This is a genomic window from Dehalobacterium formicoaceticum, from assembly GCF_002224645.1.
GTDB classification, from domain to species: domain Bacteria; phylum Bacillota; class Dehalobacteriia; order Dehalobacteriales; family Dehalobacteriaceae; genus Dehalobacterium; species Dehalobacterium formicoaceticum.
Genome location: NZ_CP022121.1, coordinates 168,346 through 194,934 on the forward strand (window position 1 = coordinate 168,346; position 26,589 = coordinate 194,934).

The following is a 26,589-nucleotide window of genomic DNA, read 5'->3' on the forward strand; positions in this document are numbered from 1 at the left end:
CTTAGAACATCCCGGAAAGGGATGTGATGATTTCATAGACAATAACCGCCATATAGGTCATGAGAAAGCACATGAGCATGGCAAAGGAAAACACCCGGATTTTCGGCGGGATCTTCATGGCCTGCGCTTTCAGCCGCTGAAGCTCCAGCTGCTTCATGTCGTGGGCCAGCATCTGAAAATACATCCCGCCGTCGTCCCCGCGCAGTACGCCGATCAGCCCTCTGGTAATATCCGAGAGCATGGGCGAATTGAACCTCGCCTCAAAGCGGGTCAACGCCGCCTCGTAGCTGGAGGAGCGCATATCCGCCGTGAGGATGTCAAGCTCCGCGGCGAAGTCCTCGCCTGCGTTTTTCTTGAAATTCTCCAGCATGGACAGCACGTCACGGCTGGCCTTCAGCTCCTGGGTGATGGTAGCCACAAAGCGCGGCAGCTCCTGTTCGATTTTCCCCCGCTTGGCGGAAAGCGCCTCATCCGCCTTACGGATTTCCTTGAAATAGACCAGTATGGCAGTAAACAGTACAATGGGTGCCAGCAGCGGCAGAACAATCAGGCAGGGAATGATACACAGCCCGATAGCCGCCGCCTTGACAATAGCCGTTGCCGTGAACAGCTCCGGCGAGTCGGAAAGCCCTGCCGCCGACAGCACATTTGCCATCCGGGTTTTCTTGTATGCATCCATGCGGAGATACCGGGAGAGCCCGACGGCGGCGTTTCGCAGCAGGGCATCGGTGGTTTTGGGCTTTGACTTGGCCTGCTTTCCTGCCGACAGCATCGCCTTTTGGGTGGCGAGAGTGGGCAGATGCAGCAGATCGGCGGCAAGGAAAAAGAGTCCTGTCGATAGGAGGACTCCGAATAAAAACAGATAGATTGTCATGGGCTCCTCCTTATCTTCGATATTCAATGGGCTGGGTGAGCTTGATCACAAACGCCGTGGAAATGAAAATCACGGCGGCGCAGATGGTCAGCACCACCTGTCCCAGCGGGGTGTGCATCAGGGTGTGATACCAGTCCTGATTCAAGAAATACAAGAGCGGGATATTCCCGATGACGAGAATCACCATAACGATGAATTCCTTTCTCGGCTCAAACACCATGTTTTCCAGCTCACCGTTGACCACCCGCATATCACTGAGCTTACTGACGATGGGCGTCAAAGTGGTTTTCAGGCTGCGGTCATGCTGGCAGGCAATGAGAGCATCGCACCACTCATGGAACACTGCGTTGTCAATTCTCGTTTTCACATCATGGAGTGCCGCCGTCACATCGGGGTCCACCAGCCGGACGCGGGACACAAAGCTCTGAAATACCGACAGCACCGGCGGGTTCAGGTACGGGAGGTTTTCCTCCACCGCCGTCAGAATATCCTCGTTTCGAAGATAGGCCGTGGTGATAATGGAAAGCGCCGTTTCCAGCTCCGCCGCAATGTCCTTTTTGAAGTGGCTGGCCGTGAGCTTCACCCACCAGAACGGCAGGAGCATACAGCCTGCCGCCATGACAGGAACCAAAAAAAAGTTTGAGAGCATGACAGCTACCGACGCACCCACGGCAAAGAACAGCAGGGACAATGCGCAGAGCATGGGAAAGCGCGCCGACCGGCCGGTGACCTTGAGGATAGACTGCACCTCGGCAATTTCCCGGCGCAGATAGGACTTCTTTTTCCTGTGGGTGGTTTCATTGATTTCATCCCGGAGGGCTTTGGGCTGATCGGTCAGCCTGCCGAAAATGGCGGTTGTAAATGCCATAGGGGTCAGCCCAAGCAAAATGAAAGAGCCTGCGATCATGCCGATGCAGGCGATTAAAAGTACCGTCGTCATGCGGTTTGCGCCTCCTTTCTCCGCAAACTCTCAATGACCGCCTGCGGCATGCCGTTTTCCAGCAGCCGCTTGGCAAGGCTGTCCGAGAGGGTGTTGACCTGCGCATGGTGCCCCTCAATAATGAATTTTCCGTCCTCCATGCGGTTTTCGGTAATGACATACTGAAACAGCGGACGGAAACGCCTTGTGCCGTCGGGCAGGATTTCGCACTCCTGAATCTCCATCATGCGGCGCTGCTTGTTTTCCAGCTGCTTGCAGAACACCACAATGGGATAGGCTTCGGTGACATAGTCCATGAGGGTCGCATCGGACATATCCACGGCGCGCTTACACAGAGACACCATGCGGCGATAGGTGGCCTCGCAGGAATTGGAGTGGATGGTGGTCAGCACCGCCACGCCGGTTCGGGCGGCCTCCTGCGCGGCATTTGCTTCTGCACCGCGCATCTCGCCCACCACAATGATGTCCGGGTTAAAACGGAGGGCATAATCTAAAAGGTTGGTCTGGTCGATGCGCTGGCGGTCGTTATCGCTGTCACGGGTCAAGGTGTGGATGACCGAATTGACCACTTTCCCATCCTTTTCCCGCACCAGAGCCAATTCACGGGAGCCGTTCTCGATGGTATAGATGCGCTTGTTATCCGGTACGGTGGTCAGTACCCAGCCTGCCACGGTGGTTTTGCCGGAGCTGGTGGCTCCCGCTACGCAGACCGAAATCCCGTAGCGGATGCAAAGGGATAAAAAGTCCAGCATTGGGTCTGTCGCCGTACCGCTTCGGACAAAATCCTCTTTTTTCATACTCTGAGGGTTGACGATACGAATGGAAGCCGCCACGCCCACATCCTCGTCCACAATGGGGCTTTTGAGGACGGCAATTCGGATGTTTTTGCTGAGATGCCCCAGCACGATGGGACTGGCGTTATCCAGCACCATGCCGCTGATGTGCAGCATCCTGCGAATCACATTGACAGCATGCTGGGGGCTTTCAAAGCGTTCCTCCAGCTTGACGGTGCGGCCATCCGAATACTGCACCTCAATATCCCGCCACGAATTGATGTCGATTTCCTCAATTCCTGTGCCGAAGATGTATTTGGTCAGAAACCCAAACTCTGCCATTTCGGTGTAGAGGGCGTCCGCCAGCCTGCCGCCGCTCATGCCGTTGACTGACACCCGGTGATCCTGCAGGAATTTCTGGATATACCGCTTCATCTGCACCTTGGCGTCCTCGCCGCCTGCGGTAAGGAGGGTGCTGTAATGCTCGGAAATGTACGCCTGCACCTCGGCAAGCACCGAGGAGAAATCCTTTCCCTCCGTTTCCGGGGTAAAGAACAGACCATGCGCACGCAGCGTGCGGTTGTCACACAACGGCGCGGCTTCCTGCTCATCCGGCGGATTCAAAACATCCACATCGGAACCGAACTGCAAGTTTGCAAACCTCTCAGCCGTGGGTTCGGAGGTATTCCCGACTTCGGTGATCAGCTCTGGTTCTGTGGATAACGGATGACTGCCGTTTTTTTCTGTGCGTGCCGCCTTATTCTGAAATGCCGGTGCGCTTCGTTTTTTGCCCAACTTCATATGCCGAACACCTCCTTTGCGATTTTTTCGATTTCTTTTTTAAACGGGCGGCTGTCCTTCAGGGACAAATCCGCCAGTAGATTCCCGGCAAGGTACTGTTCCTCCAGCTCCGGCGAGTGGGTCAGGGTAAAGGCTACGGAGCCCAGCGCCTGTCCGATCTGCTCCCCGGCCTGCCGGGGTTTTACGTTCCCGGCAACCTTGTACTGCTTCTCCGCATCCCACTTGGAATCCCGGAGCAATGGGAGCTGGCTGGAGAGATAGCTCACGGATTTCAGATCGGCGTTCGCAAGGCGCAGAACACTGTCGGCCTCCATGAGCGCCACGGCGGAGAGAATGTCATTGGCGATATAGCTGCCGCAGTCCGCCACCACGAAAGGGGCGATTTTTCGCAGATTATCCAGAAGTTCTTGTGCCTGAGTCTGCTCATAAGGCGGGTAGGTGTACTCGTTCTCACCCTTTTTCATGCCGAGGATGGTGAGGTGTTTGTGCTTTTTCAGCGTCACCAGATTGTGCTTGATGAGCGGCTCCGTCACATGGGCGGCGGCTAGAATACTGCCCAGCGAATGCTCACCCTCCAGCTCCGAGGGCGGGCAGATGCAGGGCAGCATGGGCGCGGTCATATCGCAGAGCAGCAGCACCACGTTTTTCTTCTGGTCAGCAAGATGCTTTGCAATCTTTACGGCAGTGACGGTCTTGCCGCTGCCGGGGGAACCCCAAACCGCAAGGATGCCGTCCTGCGGCTCCTGCTGCGGCGAGGCATCCTCCTTTGGGGCTTGGCGGGTGAAGATGCCCTTTTTCTTGAAATTCAGCATCATTCCACCCCGCTTTCCGCAGTTGCTTCGGATGCAGTGCTTTCCTCCGGTTCCTGAGATTCGGAAGTGCTGTCCTGCACCGGCTCCACGGGATACAGCGCCGCAACGACCTTGTCCTGTGCCTCGATAAATTTGGCGGTGTTGGCAGGCGTGCCGCGGTAAACGAGGGACAGGTGGAGTTTGCCGTCAGACTCCAGCTCCGCCAGCGTCTTGCTCTGCTCCGGGGACACCAGCAGGGTCACCGTGGAGGGCAGCTCCTTTTCGTCCCCGGTTTCTGTTTCCGTCTGCGCTCCGGTGTTGGCGTCATAGCCGCTGCCTGCGGTGACGGCGATAACCTCCACATATTTCAGCTCGGCGGGGATCACGGTGGAGCCCTGCTTTTTGTAATCCGGGGCAATCACCGACACGATATCGCCGCTCTGGAGCTTGCCGGACAGTCCGTTTGCAAAGCTCTTGATGGTCACCGACATGGCCTGCTTGGTACCGTCCAGACTGTAAAGATAGGTATTTTCTGCAGCGGGAGTATCAGACAGCTTGGTGTTTAAGATATAGTCCCCGACGGAAAGATCGGCGGTGGCATATTTGCCCACGACAGTTTCACTCTGGCGAAGAACATTGTCGGGCAGACCAAAGCCGCCCACCTCCACGGTCTGCACCATCTCTCTGGTGACTTCCTCGCCTGCCTTGATTTCCTTTACGACACGGACAATTTCGGTTTTCTGACTAACGGACTGGTTAAACAGCGGCGTCACGCCGAAGCAGATGAGCAGGGACAAAAGGATGCAGATCACGCCGACCACCGTGCGGTTTTTGAAAAGGCTCATAGATTTTTCCTCCTTGATTTCATGGTGATTTTAGAAGCTGGAGCTGTATCTGCGGTGTTTCACTGCTTTCACAGCCTTGGGGATCAGGGTGGCGGCTGCCAGCGCAACGGCGGCAATACCGGCAACAATGAGGGTCTTTTTTCTGCTGATATGGATTTTTTTCATAGGATGTTTCCTCCAATTCTTAGAATGGTTATGGCAAGAAAGCCGAGGGACAAAAACGGCGCCATAGGCAGAGATGCCTGTGACGCCTTCCGCGGCTCCAGCTTGCGGAGCCGTCTGATCAGTTGGTTGATGAGATAAAAAAAGAGGGATGCCGTCAGGCCGAGCAGCAGCCCGGCCGTGCATCCCACAAAGCCCAGCACCATGCCTGCGGCGGCGGTGAGCTTGATATCCCCGCCGCCGATGCCCTCCGGCTTATATAAAGCAACAAGAAACATAGGCAGTGCCGCAAAGATACCCCAAAACCTGACGGGGCTGAAATCCATCAGCCCCGTCAGTGCAATCAGGAGGCAGATGCTGTCCGGGATAATCCGCTTGCGGAGATCCCATACAGAAGCCGCCAGCAGCAGACAGAAAAAAAGCACCGCCTGAAAGGTGCTATCAGCCTGCATAGTTGAACATTTCCTTAATGCGCTGCACAAGGGTAGGCAGCACCGTTTCCCCGAACAGAGCATACAGCCCCGCAAGGAGCAGAGCGCCCAAGACCACGGCAATCAGGATTTTGATGGCGGTGTCAATGTAGCCGTCCCCGCGGCTACCGGAAAGGATGCGGCGGGTTCTGGCGGCGGTCATGACCGCCTTGCATTTCAGCTTACAAATGAGATGCTTCATGGATGTTCCCCCTTATTCAAAATGGTACGTCACCGAGTAGGTGATGTTGGATTTGTTGTACATGCACGAGTGATTGGTGTAATAATAGAACTCCAGCTGCGTATACACGCCAGCACCGAGGGTGCGGGTAAAGGTGATGCCGTTGGAGGTGGTGCCGTAGTCCAGCTGATCCCACTGCCCGGTCAGCCTGTTGTAGCCGCGCACTCTGCCGAAATCCGAGCCGCTGTGCCCGCTGACAGGCGGTACCGTAAAGGTATATTCCGTGATGGTGGCGCCCTCGATGCCGTTTTCCATGATCACGGAATCGGGGCCGGTGAGCGTCATGCCACCGCCGCCGTTGGAGTCCGCCACAAAGAACACGATGGCGGCCCAGGGGGATTCAGCCCCTGCGGAATCCACGGCTTTGACACGGACCACATTCTTTCCACGGGGATAGGTCTGTGTTTCGGAACTTCTGCCCTCCCAAATCAGGGTGACGGAATCGCCGTCCGGGTCGGAGCTGGCGGCCGTGATGGTGACCGGCGTTCCCGGCGCTACGCTGTTGCCGTTCGGGGTTCGGGTAATCACCGGCGCTGTCGGCGCGGAATTTGCCACGGTAAAGGTCTTGGATACCCACTGCGAGTACAGTCCCGTTGCATCCTTGGCGCGAACCTTTACGGTATGCGTGCCGGGCGCATAGTAACCGTCCGCCGCTTTGTTATCCCATTCCAGCGTGGTGGCGTCGCCGTCCGCATCAGCGGCTGTGGCGCTTATATTGACAAGGAATTTGCCGTTATTCGCTGTGCGGGTGGGGGATGCAGTCAAGGTAACAGTAGGCGCAGAGCTGGTGATGGTAAAGGTCTTTTCTGTCCATGGGGAATATGCTCCGGCGATATCCTTTGCGCGGACATGGATGGTGTGGGTTCCCGGCGCATAGTAGCTGTCCGCTGCCTTGTTATCCCACTCCAGCGTGGTGGCGTCGCCATCCGCATCGGTAGCTGTCGCACTGATATTGACAAGAAATTTGCCGTCCTTCACCGTGCGGGTCGGCTCGGCGGTCAGGGTTACGGTGGGCACGGCATTGGTCACGGTAAAGGTCTTTTCTGTCCATGAGGAATACGCCCCGGCGATATCCTTTGCCCGGACACGGATGGTGTGGGTTCCCGGCGCATAATAGCTGTCCGCCGCAGTATCCGCATACTCCAAGGTTACCGCATCCCCATCGGGGTCTGTGGCACTGGCGGTAATGTTCACAAGAAACTTGCCGTCCTTGGCGGTGCGGGTGGGAACGGCCTCTACCACGGGGGCATTCGGCGCGATGTTGGTGACCGTGATGTGTTCCGAATAGATGGTGACTCGTCCTTCGCTGTCGGTCACGGAGGCAGTCAGGGTAAATGTGCCGGTATCACGGATGGCGATTTTCCCGCCGTCATTGCCGAGGGTTCCCTGATACTGTGCGGGATTGCCGTCCTTTTGCAGTGCCCAAGCTACGGCATAGCTGCCGAGGTGCTGCACATCCTTTGCGGCAACCTCAAACTCCGTGCCGTAGTGAACAGTCTGTGGCATGGTAAATGCGTACTGCACCACCGGCAGGATGCGAATGCTCTCGCTGTGGGAATAGCTGCGCTTCAAATAATCGGTCATGGTGGCGGTGAGAACATACTCGCCATTATCCTTGAAGGTGATTTTGCCGCCCTGTGCGTTGAGCCCGCCACTGAACGCCTCGGAGAGCGGAAGGCTCTTGCCGTCCTTTGTCACAGACCACTCCACCGGCAGAACCTGATTGTTGCCGTGGGTTCTAAGGTTGAGGGCGGTGTCGGTGTAGGCAAATTCGGGGAGTTCAAAGCCGAGGGTCAGCACCGGCATAACCTCGCACTTTTCCTTACTTTCGTACAGAAATACACGGCCGGTTTCATCGGTAACTCTGGCTGTCAGCTCATAGACACCGGCTCGTTTGAAACGAATTGTGCCGCCGTCGTTTGTAAGTGTTCCGTCCACATAGGTCGGCCAGTCCTGAAACCCGTAGGTGTTGTCCACCAGCCATTCGATTGTCAGACCGTCCAGATCGGCTGTTTCGGTTTTGACCGTAATATCCGTATCGGTGTGGACATATTCAGGCAGACTGTAGCGGACGGCAGGCACGGGATACACCTTGAAGCCCTGCTCATAGCGGTAGGTTCTGCCGCCGTCGTCGGTGAATTCCGCTTTCAGAACATAGCTGCCCTTGGTGCGGACCTTCAGCTCACCGCCGCTGTTGCCCAGCGTACCCTCGGCTGCATCGGTGAGGGATACTTCCTTGCCATCACGGAGCAGCGTCCATTTTGCCGTATGGCTGCCGATTTCCCCGAACACTGCCTCTACCATCACGGTGTTGTCGGTGTGGAAGATTTCCGGCAGATAAAAGCCCGCGGAGCCTACCGGGTAGACGGTAATATTGGCGGTACCGGTAAACACTCGGCCGGTGGCGTCGGTGACAGAGGCAGTCAGGGCATACACGCCTTTTTCCTTAAAACGGATGCTGCCGTCAGAGAGCGTCCCCTCAATAAAGGCGTCGGTTTCGGCAGGCTCGCCGTTGCGGGTCAGGGTGTAGATTACTGTAAGGCCGTCCGCTTCTTTTGTTTCTGTCTGTAGAGTGATGGTTTTGTCCGTATGAGAAACGGCCGGGAGGGTGAGCTTGACCTCCGCCACCGGGTAGACGGTGATGTTATCCTGTGCGGTGATAACCTTACCCAGCTCATCTGTAATAGAGGCTGTCAGCGTATAACTGCCCTTTTCCTTGAACAGCACCGTGCCGCCGGTAGCGGTCAGCTCTCCGGAGAGGGCCGTTTCCATATCCACAGCCGTGCCGTCCTTTTCAAGGGACCACACCACCGCATTGGAACCGAGATTTTCGGTCGTCAGCTCCACCGCTACGGATTTGTCGGTATGGGTGGTTTCCGGCAGCGTGAACGCCGCCGTCACCACTGGGTAGATGCTGATGGTCTGCTCATGGGTCACCGTGACGCCCCGGCTGTTTTTTGCCGTGGCAATCAGGGTAATACTGCCGGTCTGTGTGAATTTCACTTTGCCGCCGTTTTTATCAAGGGTACCGTCTGTCAGCCCGGAAAGCTCCACGGGCAGGCCGTTTTTCAGGGCGGACCATGTCACACCGCTCACAGAACGGCTTTCCGGCTTGATCTCAATTTCATCGGCGGTATAGGCAGTTTTCGGCAAGGTGAAGCTGAACTGCGGGGCGGGAACATAAGAGCTGCCGCCACCGGAACCGCCGCTGGAGCTGCCTCCGCCAGAGGGCTTATCCTCCGGCTTGGCAGGAGTCGTCGGCTTGGGCGGTTCTTCCTTCTTGATCTGCTCTTTGGCCTTTTCTGTATCCACCAGCATTTCAAAGGCTTCGGCGCGGGTGGCCTCGCCGTCCGGTTTGACCGTACCGTCCGGGTAGCCGTCTACAATGCCGTATTCCTTGCCGGTGCAGATACTGGATTTATCCGCCTCGGAGAGTGTGCCGTCATCGGAAAAGCCGGTGACGCAGGGGCAGGAGGCGTCATGTTCCCCCTTACCGATGGCCCGCACCAGCATACGGATCATTTCCATACGGGAAATGGGCTGATCCGGTTGAAATTCTATGCCGAAATCGTCCTTTTGGATGATTCCAGCGATGATGAGCGCTTCAATATCCTGCTCCGACCAGTGTCCGGCAATGTCGGTGAAGCGAATGGTAACCTCGCTTTCCTCCGGTTCCGGCAGCTCCATGGTTCTGGAAACCAGCGCGGCAAATTCCCCTCTGGTGATGATGTCATCCGGGTGCGCCAGCCCGTCTGGATAACCGCTGATGACGCCTTTTTCCGTGAGAATCTGAATGGCTTCCTCCGCCCAATGCCCCTTGGCATCCTCAAAATACCGGTTTACCGCATAAGCGCTGCCTGCCAGCAGGGAAAGCACAAGGCAAACGGCGAGGACGAGACCCAGCGGCTTTTTCATTTTCTTCTTCATAGGCACCTCCTATATTCCGCCCATGACAGGCTGGCCTTGCTCCTGCTGGGCGGGGGATTCCTGTTTCTGCGCGGCGGTCTGTCCCTGAGTCAGCGCCTGCTGGTAAGCGCCGAGGACAGCCTTGTCGAATTCCGCTTTGGCCTCTTTGGTGCAGGGAAAGCAGATATCCTTGTACTCGCCGTTTCCGGCTCTGTAGCTTGGCATGGAGATAAACAGCCCCTTGGAGCCCTCCATGATTTTGATGCCCCGCACGGCGAAATCGCCGTAGACATTGACCGAGGCGGTGGCCTTGCAGTTGCCCTCCGGACGGATGGAGTGGATTTTCACATCGTACTTGGGGGCGGATGGTGTCGTATTGTTAGGCATGATCTTTCCTCCTTCTCAAAATGTCCGGCATCTTTAACCGGCGTAATTGAACATCTCTTTAATGCGCTGCACAAGGGTTGGCAGCACCGTTTCCCCGAACAGGGCATACAGCCCCGCAAGGAGCAAAGCGCCCAAAACAACGGCAATCAGAATTTTGATCGCGGTGTCAATGTAGCCCTCCCCGGCGTTCCCCGTGAGGATGGAGCGACTTTTGGCAGCTGCCGTGCCGATTTTTTTCTTAAGCTTGCAAAATAGGTTCTTCATTTTTTTCCTCCGTTCTAATGATGAGGGCATGAAAAAAGACAGCCGACGGCTGCCTACATACGCATACCCATGGTTTGGGTTTGCTCCGGTTCCCCGAAGCTGATTTTCTGAAATCCAAAGCGGTCGCAGTAGTGAAATTCGCTGCCCTCTGCGTCATACAGCTCCACCACATCGGACATGGACAGGGAGTGTCCGTCATAACCGGGCGGATGATTCACATTGCATCTTGTGTAGATGGCTTCGAGATCGTTGGTATCCAGCTGGCCGTCATAGGCAACGCGGTAATGCTCCGGGGACGGCTCCCCGAACTGCCGCACCGTTTCCTCATAGGAGATAAACTTCATATACACGTCCGTATCCGGCTTCAATTGCCAGATGCGGACATTTTTGAGCGGAGCGGCGGCTTCAGCCATGCCGCCCATCCGTTCCCCCGCGGCAAGGCGCTCCATCACGCCGTCCGTCCACTGCGGGGTCAGGCTGCGGCTTTTGAGCCATGTGGTCAGCTCGTCGTTTCGGAAGATGCTGTCCACCACCGCCTTTTCTTTTTCTGTATATCCGGCCGGGTTTCCGTAGTAGGAAATGAGGCCGTTTTTCAGGGTGATTCCCGGCATATGCTCACCTCCCGGATCGTGTGTTGGGAATCCAAGACCGATTATTTGCCGTAGACGATTTCCTCCAGCATAATCAGCTCATCCAGCTCCGCGAGGCACACGCCGCTTTGGGCCAGCACCGTAAGAATACCTGCCGGCACATCGGTAATGTCCTGCTGGACATCCGCCTCTACCACCGTGATTTCGCCGCTGTCCTCGTCCGTATAGGCTTCCAGCTTGGCGTCCGCGGGGATGCCCGATTCCTCCAGTAGATAGCCGGGGATGCGGATGCTTTGGCTTTCATCCAGCAGATCATGGCAGAGAGAGCACCCTGCCACCCATTCGGCGGGGCAGCCCTCCCCGCATTCATCGCCGCAGTTGCTGCAAAGGCCGCAGGCGGAGGCGAGAACGACGGTCAAATCCGAGGCGAGGGCGCTGAGACTATGGATGGCGTTCGCCACCTCCAAGGCCGTCATTTTGTCCTTCAGAAACACAAGGGCGTTCTGTCCGGCATGAAGCTCCAGCGTATCCTTGTCGGTAAAGCCGGATTGCTCACAGGCGTCGGCAGGGAGACCGATTTGGGGCATTTGATTCTTTTTCATGAATGAGTTCCTCCTATAAAAGATTGGGTTTGAGATTTATGCAATGCTGTGCTAAGGGCGTTTTGCCTATTCCATGAAGCCTCCTTCTCCAAACAGATTCAGCTGTGACGGAGCGTTTTTCTCGCGCTCATGCAGATCATAGTTGGCAATGAGGATTTCGGGGAACTGCGCTCCGTTGTCGTACCGCTGCTTGATATTGTTAATGCGGGTAAAGGCTTCCGTCTGGATGCCCGGTGCTTCATAGAGGCTGCGGATAAATTCACAGTCGTTGTAGGACAGCAGGAATTTCCCCTCAATCCCCAGCAGTGCATCCCGCAGACGGATATGGTCTTTTTCCGTGAAGCCGTCCTCGCCCACGTTTTTGTAATAGCTTTCGGTTTCAAAATACGGAGGGTCACAGTAGAAAAAGCTGACGGGGCGGTCATACTGCCCGATGAGCTTCTCGAAATCCTTGTTTTCGATGACCACCTTGGCAAGCCGCCGGTGAGCCTGCTCAATGAGGGGAAAGTTGCTGCGGATGTCGTGGGGCTGGCTGCCGTAGCTGGTCAGCCCCGAAGCGTAGCTGTAGCGGATGAGCTGGTAAAACCACGCCGCCCTTTGCACGTCTGATGCGGGGCTGTCACGGGCAAGGGCGTTTTTCACAAGCTCAAAATCCGCGCGGGAATTAAGGCAGTAGGCAAGTGCCGCCATCAGCTCCTGCGGCTTCTCCCGCACACAGCGGTAGAGGTTCACCAGCAGGCCGTTGAAATCGTTGTAGACCTCAAAATCGTTGCCGGGCAGCTTGTGAAACAGCACCCAGCCACCTCCGCCGAACACCTCAATGTACCGCTCATAATAGAGGGGAAACAGGGTGACGATCAGCTCCCGCAGGGATTTCTTCCCGCCGATCCAGGACATGAAGCTGTTCAGAAGTCATCACCTCCCTCCAGCGGCAGGCGCAGTTGGGTATCGTCAAAGGCCGCAAGGGAGCGGCGCAGGCCGGTAATGGCGGCGCTGATTCCGCTGATGCGGTTTCTCATATGCCGGATGGTCATGCGCACCTCGGCTTCGGTTTTCGCATAAAAGTACCCGTTCTGGTCGCTGGCAATGGGAACTCCCTCCCGGCGCAGGGCATTGACCTGATCCCGCAGCTCCTTGCCTGAAACGCCGAAGCTGCGTTCCAGCTCTTTGCTTATGACGGCGTTTTCTGCGCCGTGGTGATACCGGCGCAGATGCTCTGCAAGCTGTTCTTTCTGCATGGGTCCTCCTTTCCGGCCGTTTCCCCGGAAAGAAAGGCAAAAAGGGCGCAAAAAAACAGGGCCGCCTCCTGTTGGGGAAACGGCCCTGTGTTGATGTTGGGTCTAAAAAAGCACAGGCATCTCTGCTTGCGCTACTGGATTACGCCAAGCTCTCTTAACACTGCTACGCAGTCCTTGGCGCCCTGAATGTACAGATGCTTCTGAAACGTTACCTCCAAATCCGAATTTTGACTCAGATAATACTCAATTCTGTCTTTTATACCTTGACTGATTTCAAAGTTGTTCCGGATGCTGTCACTGAGTGACATTAATTCCTGCGCCAGTTTCTCCGACTGAGGGTCTGATTCACGCAGGGCAGCATACGCAAGCTGAAACCGTTCCGCCAGAGCCATATCCAGCAAGTCCATGAGCTTCTCGTCCATCTTCTTCGCCTCCCTTCAGCGCAACACAATGCCACAGCTTCATGAGAATAGCTATACCAAAACCCAACAAAGATTTGCTATTTCATTTCCATGCCGAAACTCTGGTTGGGATGGTTCAGGCATTGCTCTACCGTTTGCCCGGTCAGTGACCATAGGACGCCGTATTCGGTAAGAGTGACACCTTTTTCCTCCATCAGCTTTTCGCCGTATCTATGGAGATTCGCACAGGAAAACAACTCGCTTTCACATTCAATGCAGTATTTAGTCAGCATAAATTTGGCGTAATCCGCAGGGGTAGTCGCCTCACGGATGACTGAAAAATTCTTTATCTGCTGTGAAAGCTCCAGTGCATCCTCCAAGGAAAATTCCCCCGGCACGGCTTCCAGCATCGCCTTGTAGGTTGGAATACTGCGCTTATCTGCCATGCGCCGGAGCTGTTCCGCCAGCTCATTGACCAGACCATAGCAGTCGCCCTCCGAGGCATACAGGGCGTCATTTATTTTTTCGGTGAGGCTTGGCGCCATGCAGTCCTCCGCCGAAAATGCACATTCCTCCGGGGAAGCCGCTCCGACAGCATCGACCGCCTGCAAAAGCGTCGCATCCCCGGCAGGGAGCTTCAGGTAGACAGACGGTTCACTGTCCTGTGCAAGGCCGTTAAAATATCCCTTGGTTACACGGAGAAGCACGGTGTAATCCGGCTTTTCAAGGGAAACCGCATCGCCGCTGTGGTAGTCCGCTGCAATCTCACCGTTCTGCACCACATAGCCATGAGGCGTGAATACGCCACCCTCGCCCTCACGCATCTCTCTGCCAATTTTACCAAAGTCCAAATATGCGTAGACTTCATCCGATACATTTTCCAGCGCCGGTACAAAGTCATTATCCGCGTAAAATTTGCCGAGGGAAGCATCGTCATGAGCTTCGTAGGCAACTTGGCAATGCGCCATGCTGTGTGTCATATTGATGAGCCGATCCACCGGAATGGGAGCGTACTGAGTCTGAACGGCATCCATCATCACCATGCCCTCAAAGCAGTCCAGTTCCCATGCACTCAAGGAAGACAGCCGCTGGGCGAGGTGGTTCAGCTCATGAAGATTGATATCGGGCTGGATAAATTGCGGCAGATAGTCCAGCTGGCAGCTTAAAACCTCCGCAGAATAAACGGTGTCCCCGGCGGTTCCCGCTCTTTCCAACGCATCCGCCAGCTCATAGGGTGTGGCGGGGAGTGCGATTTCTGCCGACGGATTTATACCGGAAGGGTTCCACCGGCTGAGTTCTACTGAAAAAATTTTTTCTTCTCTGGCGTTAACGCTCATATTGATACCTCCGTTTGATTGATCACTGCAATGCACATCCGTCGGTTACACGAAAACCGCTCCGTCGCACCACTTTTTCATGGCGTTGTACAGCAACAGTACCTTGGTTTGATCCGATACCTCCTGCCATGTGGCCGGTTTGAACTGCCGAAGCCCGTATTGGCGTTCCCCTTCAAAATATGCAAGAATGCCGATGTGGCAGGGGATCTCCTCGGCGATTCTGGCGGTAAGGGCTGTCGGCACGCAGTAGTAATTTTCGTTTCCATGAAAGTTATGGCCGTTTCTGCTTTTGAAATCCTGATAGGTGATTTTGACTTCAAAACAGGTGACCATCATGCCGATATGCCAGTTATGGCACCGCAGGACGCAGCCATGGCATTTCTGTGCATTTTGCTCTGTGCTGCCGTCCCGAAAGCATTTTCCGGGTTCATGCCTATACCCCGTCAGGCACGGTTCCTTTTCGGAAAACCGCTCCGCATCCAAAAGCCTGCAGAGATATTCCTCATTCTCGTAATAGTCCTCAAACCGAATACTGTCTACGATCCCTGACGGCGTCCATACCTCATCCGCCCACCGGACGGTTCGCTTTTCGGTATGCAGCTTTGGGCGATAGTGATGAGTCAGTGCCTTAATCCGTTTTGTTAATTCGGTTTCCATCATTCACCTCGTTTTTCCTGCGTTTTGCAATTTTCTGCATATCGCTTCTGAGACAATCGCCCTCCGAGCTATAGCAGATAAATCCATGGGATGGGTACGGGCAGCTGCCGCAGCTTTGGAATGGGCCGCGTGGCCGTTCAGCCGATGGTATTTTGCCTACGGTGACGAGATTGTTTGAATCGTAGCAGGCGGTTTGTTTATTTCTTTTATAGCGTACCAACATGGCTACTCCTTTCCAGAAAACAAAAAAAGCCGGAAAATAAAGTGCGTTTCCGCACTCCAATTCTCCGGCTTTCCGATGCTTTCATTTTTAATGTGATTTTGGTGTATATATAAAAAGGGCGCTAACTTTATCGGCTTTCAATCAGCCTTAAAAATCAGCGCCCTTTTTGGTTTCAGCTCATTCCTTTGATTGTATTTTGAGTGGCGCCCTTTTTCATTTTCTCTGTGCGAAAAAGGGCGCCACTCATGAATGTTCTTACTTGTAGGTTTGAGTCCTGTCTGAGTGAAGCTTTTACCCTAATAAATCTACGAGAAAAGGGCTTCCACTTTTCATCGTGGAAGCCCTCGAAAGGCTTGGATTTACTGGCTTTGTAAGCAATAAATCTTTTTTGCCTTTTGTTTTTGGTGGAGATAAGGGGATTCGAACCCCTGGCCTCCTGAATGCCATTCAGGCGCGATCCCAACTTCGCCATATCCCCAGGATGTTTTGCTAAGTTACAAAACTCATTATATAAAATTGATTAATGCTTGTCAATACTCAAAAATAATTTCTCTCCAAAAACCTATGCTAAACCTATGCTTTAAGGCAAATAAAATACATCCGTTCATCCTGCTCAAGGTTCAATGGTCGGTCCCAAAGATTCGAGACCACTGCTTCTAATTTAAAGCCCATCTTTTCCATTAGTTCCTTCATCATTTCCATGGGATAGCATCTTTGCTGGTGTTCCTCCACATATTTTCGGAAAAGTCCATTTTTTTCTTCAATAAAAAAGGTAAGTTCCATATTCATCAAAGGATTTTGAGAAAAATCATTTTCCCAAAACAGATAAAGGCCTTCCTCTTTCTGCATCCACTCAGCGTCAGCCAGAATATCTTCATAATAATGGGGTGTGCGCAAGTCAAAAATAAAACTCCCCCCAGGCTTAAGGACATGATAAATATTTTTCAAACCCCGTTCCAAAGCGCTTTCATCCGTGAGATAATTTAAAGTATCACAAAGGCAGATCGCACTATCCACCGGCTTCGGCAGCTGAATCTCTTCAATATCCATTTCCAGCAATAAAGAGGAAAGGTTTTTTTCAAATAACCGATCCTGACAGACAGACAGCATCTCCGGGGAATTATCAATGCCAATAACCTGATACCCGCCTTGAACCAAGGGTAGCAGCAGGTTGCCGGTGCCGCAGCCCACATCCAATACCTGATGGGGGACAATATTCAGCTTTTGCCACTGATGTTCCAAACCCCGCACCCAGTCTTGATAATTAACATGTCCCATCAGACGATCATATACAGCTGCCATAGATTGATAGATCATGGCTATTCCTGCTCTCGAAGGTAAGTAAATTTTGCATCGCCCCACAGACGTTCCAGATTATAGTATAAGCGCTCTTCTTCCTGGAAGACATGGACGACCACACCGCCAAAATCCATCAGAATCCAACGGCCTTCCTTTAACCCCTCTATACGTAGAGCCGGCTGTCCTCCGGCCAATTTTACCTCTTCATTGATAAATTCACAAATGGCCTGTACCTGATTGATATTATTCCCGGAGCAAATTACAAAATAGTCGGCAATAAGAGAAATCTCCTGCAAATCCATAATAACAACATTCATGCCTTTCTTTTTTACTGCAGCTTGTGCCGCAATCCTTGATAATTCATAAGAAGTCAAATTTTTTTCTCCTTTCAGATGCACCTGTTTTATTTCCTGATTAAAGATAATTGTTGATACATGAGTGTAGAATTGGGATGAATGACCTGACCTTTTTTTCGAAGCAGATTAAGGGTGCCTTCCAGCGCGTGCTTCAATGCCAGATCAAGGTCATAATAAACCTCCCGACGCAGCTCTTCAACTCCCGGCCAGCGGCGGTTGGGTTCGATTAAATCCGCCAAATATATAATCTTATCCAATAAAGAGAGATGCTCACCCCCCACTGTATGTTTAGCGATGGCATCTAAGACTTCCTGATCCTGTATGCCCAGTTCCTTCTTTACCAGCAAAGCACCAACGGGAGCATGAAGCACCACGGGATGAATCCGCTCTTCCCTTAATATGGTTAAACCATAATTTGTTGCCATCTCTAATAGCTCTTCCGGAGGATATTCCCGGGCATAATCATGAAGCATACCGGCCAGCCAGGCTTTTTCCGGATCAGCACCCCAAAATTCTGCCAATTTCTGAGCAGTTTCTGCCACCCCTAAGGCATGACGATAACGAGGAGTGGATAACTTTTCTTTAATCACCCTCTGATATGCCATATGTGTCTTATCTGCCCTATCTGTCATAAATTTTTGCCCCATCCTGTTATTTCCCTTTATTAAATACCCTATCAACTAATTCCATATTAACCCGGATTTTTCCTCCCAAAAGATAAGTAAACCTCCTTTTTTCTTTTACTAAAGGAGGTTAAGAATTTTTTATACTTTCAAAAAGTATAAATTAAAAAGGTTGATGCCAAGAACTCTGTTGATCATTCTCGGGGTTTTGCCTCACTCACAGTAAGAACTCGTCCGGAAAACTCCCGTCCGTTCATCGCTTCAATCATTTTCTCTACATCTTCATCATTGACCTCAACAAAACCAAAGCCCTTGCTGCGCCCGGTTTCCCGATCCGTAATAATTCGACTGTTCATAACCTCACCATGTGCGCCAAAGGCTGTTGTTAATTCTTCTGATTTAGTCGACCAGGGCAAATTCCCTACATATAGTGTCCGCATTATTCTTCACCTCACAAGTAACATTTATAACTATTATTTACCCGGAGATGAAGAATATACTTCCCGATATAAATCATGTTGATAAATATAATTCTCCACCGGTTCCGGCAACAAATATTTAATAGGACGGTGTTCGGCCACCCGCCTGCGAATATCCGAGGAGGAAATCGCCAATGCAGGAACTTCCATAAAAATTATCTTCCGGATGAATTTATCCGGCAGTTGGTGCAGATCATCTAAATGGAATCCTGGTCTGGTTGCCGCAATAAACTGACAATATTCCATCAACTTATCTACATTCTTCCATGTAATAATTTCTAAAATTGCATCGGCACCGGTAATGAAATAGAGCTCCGCATCCGAACCATATTGTTCCACAAATTGGGACATGGTATCAATGGCATAAGAATATCCCGGCCGATCCAATTCCACTCGGGAAATTTGAAAATAAGGATTGCTTTTCACTGCCAATTCAGTCATGTTATATCGATGTTCCGCCGCCGTGATTTGCCGTTCTTTTTTATGAGGCGGACGTCCCGAGGGAACAAAGATAACCTTGTCCAGTTTGTACCCGTAGCGGGCAGCCTCTGCAGTTACCAAATGACCGTAATGGATAGGGTCAAAGGTACCTCCCATAATACCGATTGCTTTATTCATAGCTCCGCCTTATTCCCGATTTTGTCATCACGATAACAAAATCCTTGTTTTAAATAAAGAATGAATACTCAAGGCAGTTCAATTTGAGGCTTCTTTTCCGACCTGCGAAAAAGAAGGATATTCCTCCCAATAACCTGAACCAATTCGGCATTGATGGCGGAAACGATTTCATTCCCTGCTTCTCTGGGATCCTCATCGCTGTTGGACAGCACCTTAACCTTAATCAGTTCCCGGGCTTCCAAAGCATCACTCAGTTGTTTGATCAGGTTTTCGTTTAAACCACCCTTACCGATTTGAAAAATAGGATCAATCCCTGTGCCTAAAGCACGTAAATACCTGCGTTGTTTTCCAGTCAGCATAGTTTACCGACACTTAGCCGGAACCACACCTCCCCCTCACATTAATTTAGGCTATTATATCACATTTTTCTTATTTACCCAATCATTTAATATCTTTCTCCGATCCTTTCAACCTTACGTCCGGATGTTCAAAAAGCAGGTCTGAAAAGACCTGCCATAATTAGTCCGCAAAATCGAATTCCAAAGAACTGATCTGGATTACATCTCCTGCCTTTGCCCCTTTTTCTCTTAATGCTTGATCCAAACCCATAACCTTAAAAATACGTTGCAGCCTGCGCACTGCCGCATCATTATTAAAATCGGTCATGGCTACATGCTTCTCCACTTCTTCACCGGAGACGACAAAAAATCCTGCATCATTTCGAGAGATTTTAAATCTCTCTTGGGGAATTACTTTTACCTGTCTGATTTCCGTTTCCACCGGTGCTGGGATTTCTTTTTCTGCGGTGCGCACTAGCTCCAAAGCACGTTGAATTAAGGGCTCTAACCCTTTTCCCGTAACGGCAGATATGGGGAAGACCTCATAACCTGGTCCAATTTTATCCTTAAATTCCAATAAACGTTCTTCCCCGCCGGGAAGATCCATTTTATTGGCCGCAACAATTTGAGGACGATGGGACAAATCTTCTTTATAGGCCTTTAACTCCTGATTAATAATGGCAAAATCCTCCCACGGGGTACGATCAGGCTGCTCGGAGATATCCACCACATGGATCAATACCTTAGTTCGTTCCAAATGGCGCAAGAAATGATGCCCCAGGCCCGCTCCGGTATGGGCCCCTTCAATCAACCCGGGAATATCTGCCCAAACGAAACTTTCCCCTTCCCCCACCCGTACCATGCCTAAGTTAGGGGATAATGTTGTAAAAGGATAATCAGCAATTTTCGGTTTAGCAGCAGAGACACGAGATATCAGCGTTGATTTGCCGGCATTGGGAAATCCAACTAACCCCACATCAGCTAACAACTTTAACTCCAAAATAAGCCATCTTTCTCTTCCAGGCTCCCCGTTCTCGGCAAAATCCGGCACCCGGTTATTGGATGACACAAAGCGAGTATTGCCCCGCCCTCCGCGACCGCCTTTGGCGACAATTACCTTTTGACCTTGGGAAACGATATCGGCCACAAGCTCCCCTGTTTCCGCATCACGCACTACTGTACCTAAAGGCACGCGCATGGTCAGATCTGTGCCTTTTTTCCCATGCATCCCTTTACCCTGGCCGTGCTGACCCCTCTCTCCTTTATAATGCTGCCGATATTTAAAATCAATCAGGGTACGCAAGCCTTCATCAGCTTCAATAATGACATTGCCGCCTTTGCCCCCGTCTCCGCCGCAGGGACCTCCTTCAGGAATGTATTTTTCTCTTCGAAAGGCAACAATGCCGTTTCCGCCATCTCCGCCTTTCACATAGATCTTTGCTCGATCATAAAACATATAGAATTCCTCAATCCTTTTTTATTTTATCTTTATTGTTAAACCTATGTTCCTTAATTATTCTTGGCAATATAAACAGTTAACCTGGTCTCATGCTCGGATTTTTCGACTTGACAGCTATTACCGCTCAACCATGCTTGTTCCCGTTGATTTTGCCATTCCCAAGCCACGGACTCCAAGGATACATCCGGGGAGCAGGTAATCACCCAAATGATATGATGATCGTTTTCCTGAAAGGCGATCTCCACCTGGCGCTCATATCCTGTGGAATTCAAATCAAGAAACTCCAGGATCTGATCCATGATGATCATTAGTTTATTTATGACACTTTCCTGATACTCTTGAAGTGAAGTCAAACTTTGTTCCATATGAAAGGATAGCTTGATGTCAAAATGTTTGCTCTTTTGCGTCGCCAAGAGTAGTGCCACAACCAAAAATGGATTTTCTAATCTTGTTAATGCGCTGATTTCCTGCATCTCCTGATGGACCTGTTTAATATAGGCGATGGCACTCTCTTCTTTATTTATTTGCAAATAACCCAGGACAATCTGTAAATGATTTAAAAAGTCGTGCCTTTCTTCTCGAAAGAGACCCACCATTCCATTGCATAGCGAATATTGATCCATAAGCCCATGGCGCCTCCCTTTATCAAATTCCAAGACTCCCACTTCTATAAGTGGGAGCTCCTATTTTCACTCCCTTTTTTAAGCACTAAAAAGGTTCTACTCACCCGCTCACCGCAAGTGTTCAGCCAACTCCTAAGGTTTTCACCTATTTAAAAAAGGTTGTTGATATGTATCAACAACCTTTCAGTAAACAATTATAAGTTAATTAGATAGCAGCAGTTTCGCCATAAACACTAACTTGTTTTTTCGTTTGACTTTTCCGCTCAAACTTCACATACCCGTCCATCTTAGCAAATAAGGTATCATCCTTACCCAAGCCAACATTGACCCCTGGGTGGAATTTGGTACCCCTTTGGCGAACGATAATGCTGCCTGCGGTAACAAACTGCCCGTCTGAACGTTTTAAGCCCAAACGCTGCGCTGCACTGTCACGACCATTCCTTGAACTACCTCCGGCCTTCTTATGTGCCATTAGATCCCACCTCCTTAAGCTTCAATTTTTTCAACTAATAGTTTTGTGAAGGGCTGACGATGGCCCTGTTTTTTTCGAATATTTTTCTTTGGTTTGTATTTAAAGACAATGACTTTTTTACCTTTGCCCTGTCCCAATACCTTGAAAATAACTTTGGCTCCGTTTACTGTCGGAGAGCCCACGGTTAGAGCACCGTCCTTACTTACAGCTAAAACCTTATCGATTTCTACAGTTTGTTCTTCTTCCACAGGAAGTTTTTCCACCCTGACTACATCGCCTTCGGCTACCTTATACTGTTTGCCGCCGGTTTCAATGATTGCGTACATCTTGCACCTCCTCACGTCAAATACTCGCCCCATTTCGGTGGTCTCAGACACTTATACCTCACAGATGCGGTTTCAAAACGTAACAGAATGATTTTAGCATAACCCCCCATTGATGTCAAGGTGCGGAAACAATAAAAGCATTGGCAAAAGTCCGGTGAATTTTTGATATTTCCACCAAAACCTCCTGCCCCAACAAAGCGCCACCTTCTTCAATATCAATCACGAAGCCTTCAATCCGGGCAATTCCGTCTCCCTGATGACCGGCATGGGGTTCTTCCACCTTTAAAAAGAGCCTTTGACCTACTTGGACCGGGATCACTTTCTTTGCAGCCTCATCCGGATCATAGGCAGGCCGGATCATGGTTTCTTCCATGCGCATGCCCGGTACACCTTTAATCACAACGGATTTCCCCGCCCGTTGCTCTAAAATTTTCAGATTATGGCCTCCGGTGCCAATGAGACATGCGGCCACAGAGGGATTCGCCTCCACCAATATGGCCGGAGCTCCGCTATTTTCACACAAAGCAATAATCTCCCTTTTTGCGTCCAGGGAGACGCTTTCTTCCGAAAGCACCTTTCCTTTGCCTTCACAAAAAGGGCAATCCTTCTGCAAAACATGGATCAAACCTTGTCCCGACTTTTTGCGTGTCATTTCCAACAGGCCCAATTGGGTAAAACCTAAAATATTGGTTTTTGTTTTATCCTTTTTTATCTCATTTTCCAAGGCCTCAATCACCAATGCCTTATGCTGGGGAATTTCCATATCAATAAAGTCAATTATTATAATTCCGCCAATATTTCTTACCCGCAGCTGACGCACGATCTCGATGGTAGCTTCCAAATTAGTCTTCAGCACCGTATCAGAAAGATTCGTGGTACCAACGTATTTTCCTGTATTCACATCAATGGCGGTTAATGCCTCCATCTGATCCACAACCAAATACCCACCGGATTTTAACCATACCTTTCGTTTCATTGCCTTTGCCATTTGAGCAGGAATATCGTAGGTAGAATAAATATCCTTCTCACCTTTGATCATTACCCGATTCTTCATCATCGGCACAGTTAGGTCCAGAATCTCCAGTATTTTCTCATAATCTTCCTGGGAATTTACTAAGACCCGGTCTACGTCATCTGTCAAAGTGTCCCGTACAATGCGCTGGAGCAGTTCCAAATCCTTATGAATTAATTGAGGTGCATTGCTTCTCAAAGCTTTATTTTGAATCTTTTCCCATAGATTCACAAGCATGGTCACATCAGAGTTCAACTCATCCTGGGACATCCCCTCAGCGACGGTACGCACAATTAATCCCATGCCTTCGGGTTTTACCTCTTCGGCCAATGCTTTTAATCGTTTCCTTTCCCCTTCGGAGACGATACGGCGGGAAATCCCGATATAATCTACAGTAGGCATTAACACCAAATATCGGCCGGGCAAGGTTAAATGAGTTGTCACCCGGGCACCTTTGGTGCCTACCGGTTCCTTGACAATTTGGACAAGAATCTCCTGTCCGCCCTTCACTACTTCGCCAATGGAATATTGGCTGTGTTTTTCATCCCCTTCATCATCGCCGTTATGCTGCGGCACGGCATCTTCCACGTAAAGAAAACTATTTTTCTCCAAGCCAATGTCCACAAAGGCTGCCTGCATCCCAGGCAAGACATTTTCCACTAAACCCTTATAGATATTCCCGGCAATTCTTTGATTATTCGTTCGTTCAATGTAAATCTCTGCCAATTGATGGTCTTCAACCACGGCAACGGCGGTTTCTTCCGGCTCAATCTTAATTAATATCTCTTTATACACAAGAAACACATCCTACAAAGCTTATTTCGTCTGCCAAAGGTCGGTTATTTTCGCACCGTTTGCACTTCCGATAAACATTTCCACCCTGGTAATATCCAGGATTTCATAATCATCCAGGCCCAAAGCAACCACAACTTCATGAGGTCTGACATTTCCTAGGTTGCCCATACTTAGATCCATTTCCAATAAAACTCTTTGGGGTGCATCCATGGAGTAAGTCAAACTAAAAATCCCCGGTCTAATATCAAATTCCTTTCTCTTTTTAGGAGAGATTCTTTCTACTTTGATTTCCGTCCGGGCAAAAAGTTCTGCAATTTTTTTGTCCAGTTCTTCCCCCGTCAGGGCATCTTTCGTTTGCACCAGCACTTGATAAGAAGCACTATTAATCAACGCCATTAAAGCCCGGGCATCCGAAGGAATTTCCCGGCTCTGTAAAATCTCAATGCCATGAGGACACTTTTCCTGCAACCTTCTCTGAAATTCTGAGGGATCCATGGTTTGATCCAATTCTACATCAAAATATTCGCAGGTACTGGCTAACCCCACCGACTTGGCCGTGGCAAAAGCAATTTGGGGATGAGGATTAAAGCCCTGGGAAAAGGTTACAGGCAACTGAGCCCGTTTCAAGGCACGTTCCATTACTTTTAATAAATCCAGATGGGAGAGAAATCTGATCTTCCCTGTGATCGCAAAGCATGATCGAATGCGCATTATTTTCTTCCCTCCAGCAGCTCCGGCCAAAGATCCATCTGGGGGCACACACCGCATCCATGGCAGGGATTTTCCCGGCAGTCCGGAGTGGGTTTTTCTTCAATGGCCTTGTGGTATTCCTTTAAGAGCCAACTTTTGGAGACACCGCTGGAAAGATGATCCCAAGGTAAAACCTCATCCTCCCCAAAGTTGCGATTGGCAAAAAAGACAGGATCTAAACCGCAAGCAGTAAAGGCTTCCATCCAAAGATGATATTTAAAATGTTCCGACCACCCGTCAAATTTACATCCTGATTGCCAGGCTTGCTCCAAAACATCCCCTAATCTTCGATCACCCCGGGCAAAGGCTGCTTCCAAAAAACTAACTTCCACATCATGGTAGTTGAAGGTCACATTTTTCATGGAATGAAACTTGTCTTTTAAGTAGTGCTGTTTCTCCCGCAGTGAATTTGCCCCTTCCTGGCCTGCCCATTGAAAAGGAGTATGGGCTTTGGGTACAAAGGATGAGGCACTGACCGTAATAGAAATAGGCTTCTTGATGCCCTTAGGCTTGACCCTCCGCCCAAGGCCTAAGATTTTAGCAGCCAAATCCGCAATACCATCTAAATCCTCATAGGTTTCCGTAGGCAACCCGATCATAAAATAAAGTTTAATGGAAGTCCATCCCTGGGAAAAAGCTGCGGTCACCGTCTCCAGGATATCCTCTTCTCTAACACCTTTATTGATTACATCTCTAAGGCGCTGAGAACCTGCTTCCGGCGCAAAGGTCAGGCCGCTTTTTCGTACCTGTTGCACTTTTCGGGCCAGATCCACAGAAAAAGCATCCACCCTGAGAGAAGGTAAGGAAATGCCAACCTTTTGTTCCTGGAAACGCTTTAATAATTCTTTGATCAAGGGATCAATACAAGTATAATCCAGGGAGCTTAAAGAGGTCAGGGCGATTTCGTCATACCCGGTACTTTCGATCAGGGTTTCTGCCTGATCCAGCAATTTCTCTACGTCGCGTTCCCGCACCGGACGATAAATTATGCCTGCTTGACAAAAGCGGCAGCCCCGGGAGCATCCCCGCAGAATTTCCAACATCACCCGATCATGGATGGCTTCAGTATGTGGCACCATGGTCTTTTCGGGGAAGTCCGCTTCCGAAAAATTAGTGATTACTCTTTTATAGACAATTTCCGGAACATCTGCCTCCAGCACCTTAACCTCCTGAAGAAGCCCATTTTCCAGATAAACCGGCTGATAAAACTGGGGAACATAAATGCCCCGAATTTGTGCCGCTTTTTTTAGAAATTGGTACTTATCAAAAGCCCCGTCTTTGCTTTTCTCATCATTTAACAGGTCCATTATTTCCAGCAGTACTTCTTCTCCTTCGCCCAAAACAAATAAATCGATGAAATCCGCTAAGGGTTCCGGATTGTAGGCACAAGGTCCTCCGGCAATAATTAAAGGAAAACGGTGATCCCGCTCTTTTGAGCGAAGAGGAATCCCTGATAAGTCTATCATATTGAGAATATTGGTATAGCTCATTTCATATTGAAGGGTAAATCCTAAAAGATCAAATTCCTTTAAGGGACGATAAGATTCCCAGCTGAACAAAGGTATCTGCCGGGCGCGCATTAATTCCTCCATATCCACCATCGGAGCAAAGGAGCGTTCCATTAAGTATTCATCCCGTTGATTTACTACATGGTACAAAATTCGTAATCCCAAATGGGACATCCCGATTTCATATACATCAGGAAAAAGAAAAGCTGATTTAATCCGGCATTGATCCCAATCCTTTTTAATGATATTCCATTCATCACCAATGTATTGACTGGGCTTGGTGACCTTGGGCAAAATATGTTGTGCAATAAATTCCTGCATTTTTCCCTCCGTAATTCTTGTTTCTACTTTCAGAAAATATAAGTGCAACTAATACTTCTAAGAACACTGATTATATTAATAGTATGACCAGCTTTTATTTGGTTAAGC

At 50.5% G+C, this 26,589-nt stretch carries 31 protein-coding genes and 1 tRNA gene; all 32 read right to left on the minus strand.

The window, feature by feature from the left end; translation table 11 throughout:
• Nucleotide 1: 1 nt before the first annotated feature.
• A complete protein-coding gene (locus CEQ75_RS00835) occupies nt 2–874 on the minus strand; it encodes a secretion protein F (RefSeq protein WP_089608661.1) in 873 nt (290 codons plus the stop codon).
• 10 nt (nt 875–884) lie between these two features.
• Nucleotides 885–1,814: a type II secretion system F family protein gene (locus CEQ75_RS00840; RefSeq protein WP_089608662.1), complete on the minus strand. Its 930-nt coding sequence runs from the start codon at nt 1,812–1,814 to the stop codon at nt 885–887.
• On the minus strand, nt 1,811–3,388 hold the full coding sequence (locus CEQ75_RS00845; protein ID WP_089608663.1) for a type II/IV secretion system ATPase subunit: 1,578 nt from the start codon (nt 3,386–3,388) through the stop codon (nt 1,811–1,813). Before CEQ75_RS00845 ends, CEQ75_RS00840 begins: the two co-directional genes overlap by 4 nt.
• On the minus strand, nt 3,385–4,200 hold the full coding sequence (locus CEQ75_RS00850) for a CpaE/TadZ family protein (RefSeq protein WP_089608664.1): 816 nt from the start codon (nt 4,198–4,200) through the stop codon (nt 3,385–3,387). Before CEQ75_RS00850 ends, CEQ75_RS00845 begins: the two co-directional genes overlap by 4 nt.
• Nucleotides 4,200–5,024 carry a Flp pilus assembly protein CpaB gene (cpaB, locus tag CEQ75_RS00855; RefSeq protein WP_089608665.1) on the minus strand — a complete coding sequence of 275 codons (825 nt, stop codon included), beginning with the start codon at nt 5,022–5,024 and terminating at the stop codon, nt 4,200–4,202. Before cpaB ends, CEQ75_RS00850 begins: the two co-directional genes overlap by 1 nt.
• Nucleotides 5,025–5,054: 30 nt before the next feature.
• Nucleotides 5,055–5,189, minus strand: a complete 135-nt coding sequence (locus CEQ75_RS19145) for a hypothetical protein (protein ID WP_276327716.1) — start codon at nt 5,187–5,189, stop codon at nt 5,055–5,057.
• Nucleotides 5,186–5,638 (minus strand): prepilin peptidase, encoded by a 453-nt coding sequence (locus CEQ75_RS00860; RefSeq protein WP_089608666.1) that lies wholly within the window; start codon nt 5,636–5,638, stop codon nt 5,186–5,188. Before CEQ75_RS00860 ends, CEQ75_RS19145 begins: the two co-directional genes overlap by 4 nt.
• Nucleotides 5,628–5,819: a DUF6133 family protein gene (locus CEQ75_RS00865; protein WP_449314347.1), complete on the minus strand. Its 192-nt coding sequence runs from the start codon at nt 5,817–5,819 to the stop codon at nt 5,628–5,630. The genes CEQ75_RS00860 and CEQ75_RS00865 overlap by 11 nt, the downstream gene beginning before the upstream one ends.
• 51 nt (nt 5,820–5,870) lie before the next feature.
• Nucleotides 5,871–9,824 (minus strand): S-layer homology domain-containing protein, encoded by a 3,954-nt coding sequence (locus CEQ75_RS00870; protein ID WP_089608668.1) that lies wholly within the window; start codon nt 9,822–9,824, stop codon nt 5,871–5,873.
• Nucleotides 9,825–9,833: 9 nt separating this feature from the next.
• Entirely contained in the window at nt 9,834–10,190 is a 357-nt protein-coding gene (locus CEQ75_RS00875) for a SpoVG family protein (protein WP_089608669.1), read from the minus strand.
• Between the two features lie 33 nt (nt 10,191–10,223).
• A complete protein-coding gene (locus CEQ75_RS00880; RefSeq protein ID WP_089608670.1) occupies nt 10,224–10,454 on the minus strand; it encodes a DUF6133 family protein in 231 nt (76 codons plus the stop codon).
• Between the two features lie 53 nt (nt 10,455–10,507).
• Nucleotides 10,508–11,065 (minus strand): YodL domain-containing protein, encoded by a 558-nt coding sequence (locus CEQ75_RS00885; protein WP_089608671.1) that lies wholly within the window; start codon nt 11,063–11,065, stop codon nt 10,508–10,510.
• A gap of 41 nt (nt 11,066–11,106) precedes the next feature.
• Nucleotides 11,107–11,646 (minus strand): hypothetical protein, encoded by a 540-nt coding sequence (locus CEQ75_RS00890; protein ID WP_089608672.1) that lies wholly within the window; start codon nt 11,644–11,646, stop codon nt 11,107–11,109.
• Nucleotides 11,647–11,712: 66 nt separating this feature from the next.
• Nucleotides 11,713–12,543: a DNA adenine methylase gene (locus tag CEQ75_RS00895; protein WP_089608673.1), complete on the minus strand. Its 831-nt coding sequence runs from the start codon at nt 12,541–12,543 to the stop codon at nt 11,713–11,715.
• A gap of 8 nt (nt 12,544–12,551) precedes the next feature.
• Nucleotides 12,552–12,884, minus strand: a complete 333-nt coding sequence (locus CEQ75_RS00900; RefSeq protein WP_089612452.1) for a hypothetical protein — start codon at nt 12,882–12,884, stop codon at nt 12,552–12,554.
• A 131-nt stretch (nt 12,885–13,015) separates the two neighbouring features.
• Nucleotides 13,016–13,306 carry a hypothetical protein gene (locus CEQ75_RS00905; RefSeq protein ID WP_089608674.1) on the minus strand — a complete coding sequence of 97 codons (291 nt, stop codon included), beginning with the start codon at nt 13,304–13,306 and terminating at the stop codon, nt 13,016–13,018.
• 77 nt (nt 13,307–13,383) lie between these two features.
• Nucleotides 13,384–14,622, minus strand: coding sequence for an antirestriction protein ArdA (locus CEQ75_RS00910; protein ID WP_089608675.1), 1,239 nt, complete (start codon nt 14,620–14,622; stop codon nt 13,384–13,386).
• 45 nt (nt 14,623–14,667) lie between these two features.
• Nucleotides 14,668–15,282, minus strand: a complete 615-nt coding sequence (locus CEQ75_RS00915) for a hypothetical protein (RefSeq protein WP_242965343.1) — start codon at nt 15,280–15,282, stop codon at nt 14,668–14,670.
• Between the two features lie 622 nt (nt 15,283–15,904).
• A tRNA-Ala gene (locus tag CEQ75_RS00930) sits at nt 15,905–15,980 on the minus strand.
• A gap of 95 nt (nt 15,981–16,075) precedes the next feature.
• Entirely contained in the window at nt 16,076–16,819 is a 744-nt protein-coding gene (locus CEQ75_RS00935; RefSeq protein ID WP_089608678.1) for a class I SAM-dependent DNA methyltransferase, read from the minus strand.
• Nucleotides 16,820–16,821: 2 nt separating this feature from the next.
• Nucleotides 16,822–17,175: a ribosome silencing factor gene (gene rsfS, locus CEQ75_RS00940; protein ID WP_089612453.1), complete on the minus strand. Its 354-nt coding sequence runs from the start codon at nt 17,173–17,175 to the stop codon at nt 16,822–16,824.
• A gap of 29 nt (nt 17,176–17,204) precedes the next feature.
• Nucleotides 17,205–17,789 (minus strand): bis(5'-nucleosyl)-tetraphosphatase (symmetrical) YqeK, encoded by a 585-nt coding sequence (gene yqeK, locus CEQ75_RS00945; RefSeq protein WP_198306599.1) that lies wholly within the window; start codon nt 17,787–17,789, stop codon nt 17,205–17,207.
• 185 nt (nt 17,790–17,974) lie between these two features.
• Nucleotides 17,975–18,220: an RNA recognition motif domain-containing protein gene (locus tag CEQ75_RS00950; RefSeq protein ID WP_089608679.1), complete on the minus strand. Its 246-nt coding sequence runs from the start codon at nt 18,218–18,220 to the stop codon at nt 17,975–17,977.
• A 33-nt stretch (nt 18,221–18,253) separates the two neighbouring features.
• Nucleotides 18,254–18,877 carry a nicotinate-nucleotide adenylyltransferase gene (nadD, locus tag CEQ75_RS00955; protein ID WP_089608680.1) on the minus strand — a complete coding sequence of 208 codons (624 nt, stop codon included), beginning with the start codon at nt 18,875–18,877 and terminating at the stop codon, nt 18,254–18,256.
• Between the two features lie 68 nt (nt 18,878–18,945).
• Nucleotides 18,946–19,236: a ribosome assembly RNA-binding protein YhbY gene (gene yhbY / locus CEQ75_RS00960; protein ID WP_089608681.1), complete on the minus strand. Its 291-nt coding sequence runs from the start codon at nt 19,234–19,236 to the stop codon at nt 18,946–18,948.
• A 160-nt stretch (nt 19,237–19,396) separates the two neighbouring features.
• Nucleotides 19,397–20,671 (minus strand): GTPase ObgE, encoded by a 1,275-nt coding sequence (gene obgE / locus CEQ75_RS00965; RefSeq protein ID WP_089608682.1) that lies wholly within the window; start codon nt 20,669–20,671, stop codon nt 19,397–19,399.
• A 53-nt stretch (nt 20,672–20,724) separates the two neighbouring features.
• Nucleotides 20,725–21,297: a Spo0B domain-containing protein gene (locus tag CEQ75_RS00970; RefSeq protein WP_089608683.1), complete on the minus strand. Its 573-nt coding sequence runs from the start codon at nt 21,295–21,297 to the stop codon at nt 20,725–20,727.
• 205 nt (nt 21,298–21,502) lie between these two features.
• Nucleotides 21,503–21,769: a 50S ribosomal protein L27 gene (gene rpmA, locus CEQ75_RS00975; RefSeq protein WP_089608684.1), complete on the minus strand. Its 267-nt coding sequence runs from the start codon at nt 21,767–21,769 to the stop codon at nt 21,503–21,505.
• A 14-nt stretch (nt 21,770–21,783) separates the two neighbouring features.
• Nucleotides 21,784–22,095 carry a 50S ribosomal protein L21 gene (gene rplU / locus CEQ75_RS00980; RefSeq protein WP_089608685.1) on the minus strand — a complete coding sequence of 104 codons (312 nt, stop codon included), beginning with the start codon at nt 22,093–22,095 and terminating at the stop codon, nt 21,784–21,786.
• 115 nt (nt 22,096–22,210) lie between these two features.
• The gene (locus CEQ75_RS00985) at nt 22,211–23,902 is read right to left on the minus strand and encodes an Rne/Rng family ribonuclease (RefSeq protein ID WP_089608686.1); all 1,692 of its coding nucleotides are present in this window, start codon (nt 23,900–23,902) and stop codon (nt 22,211–22,213) included.
• A gap of 21 nt (nt 23,903–23,923) precedes the next feature.
• Nucleotides 23,924–24,613, minus strand: a complete 690-nt coding sequence (locus CEQ75_RS00990) for a TIGR03936 family radical SAM-associated protein (RefSeq protein ID WP_157677242.1) — start codon at nt 24,611–24,613, stop codon at nt 23,924–23,926.
• Nucleotides 24,613–26,481, minus strand: coding sequence for a TIGR03960 family B12-binding radical SAM protein (locus CEQ75_RS00995; protein WP_089608688.1), 1,869 nt, complete (start codon nt 26,479–26,481; stop codon nt 24,613–24,615). Before CEQ75_RS00995 ends, CEQ75_RS00990 begins: the two co-directional genes overlap by 1 nt.
• Between the last annotated feature and the right edge of the window lie 108 nt (nt 26,482–26,589).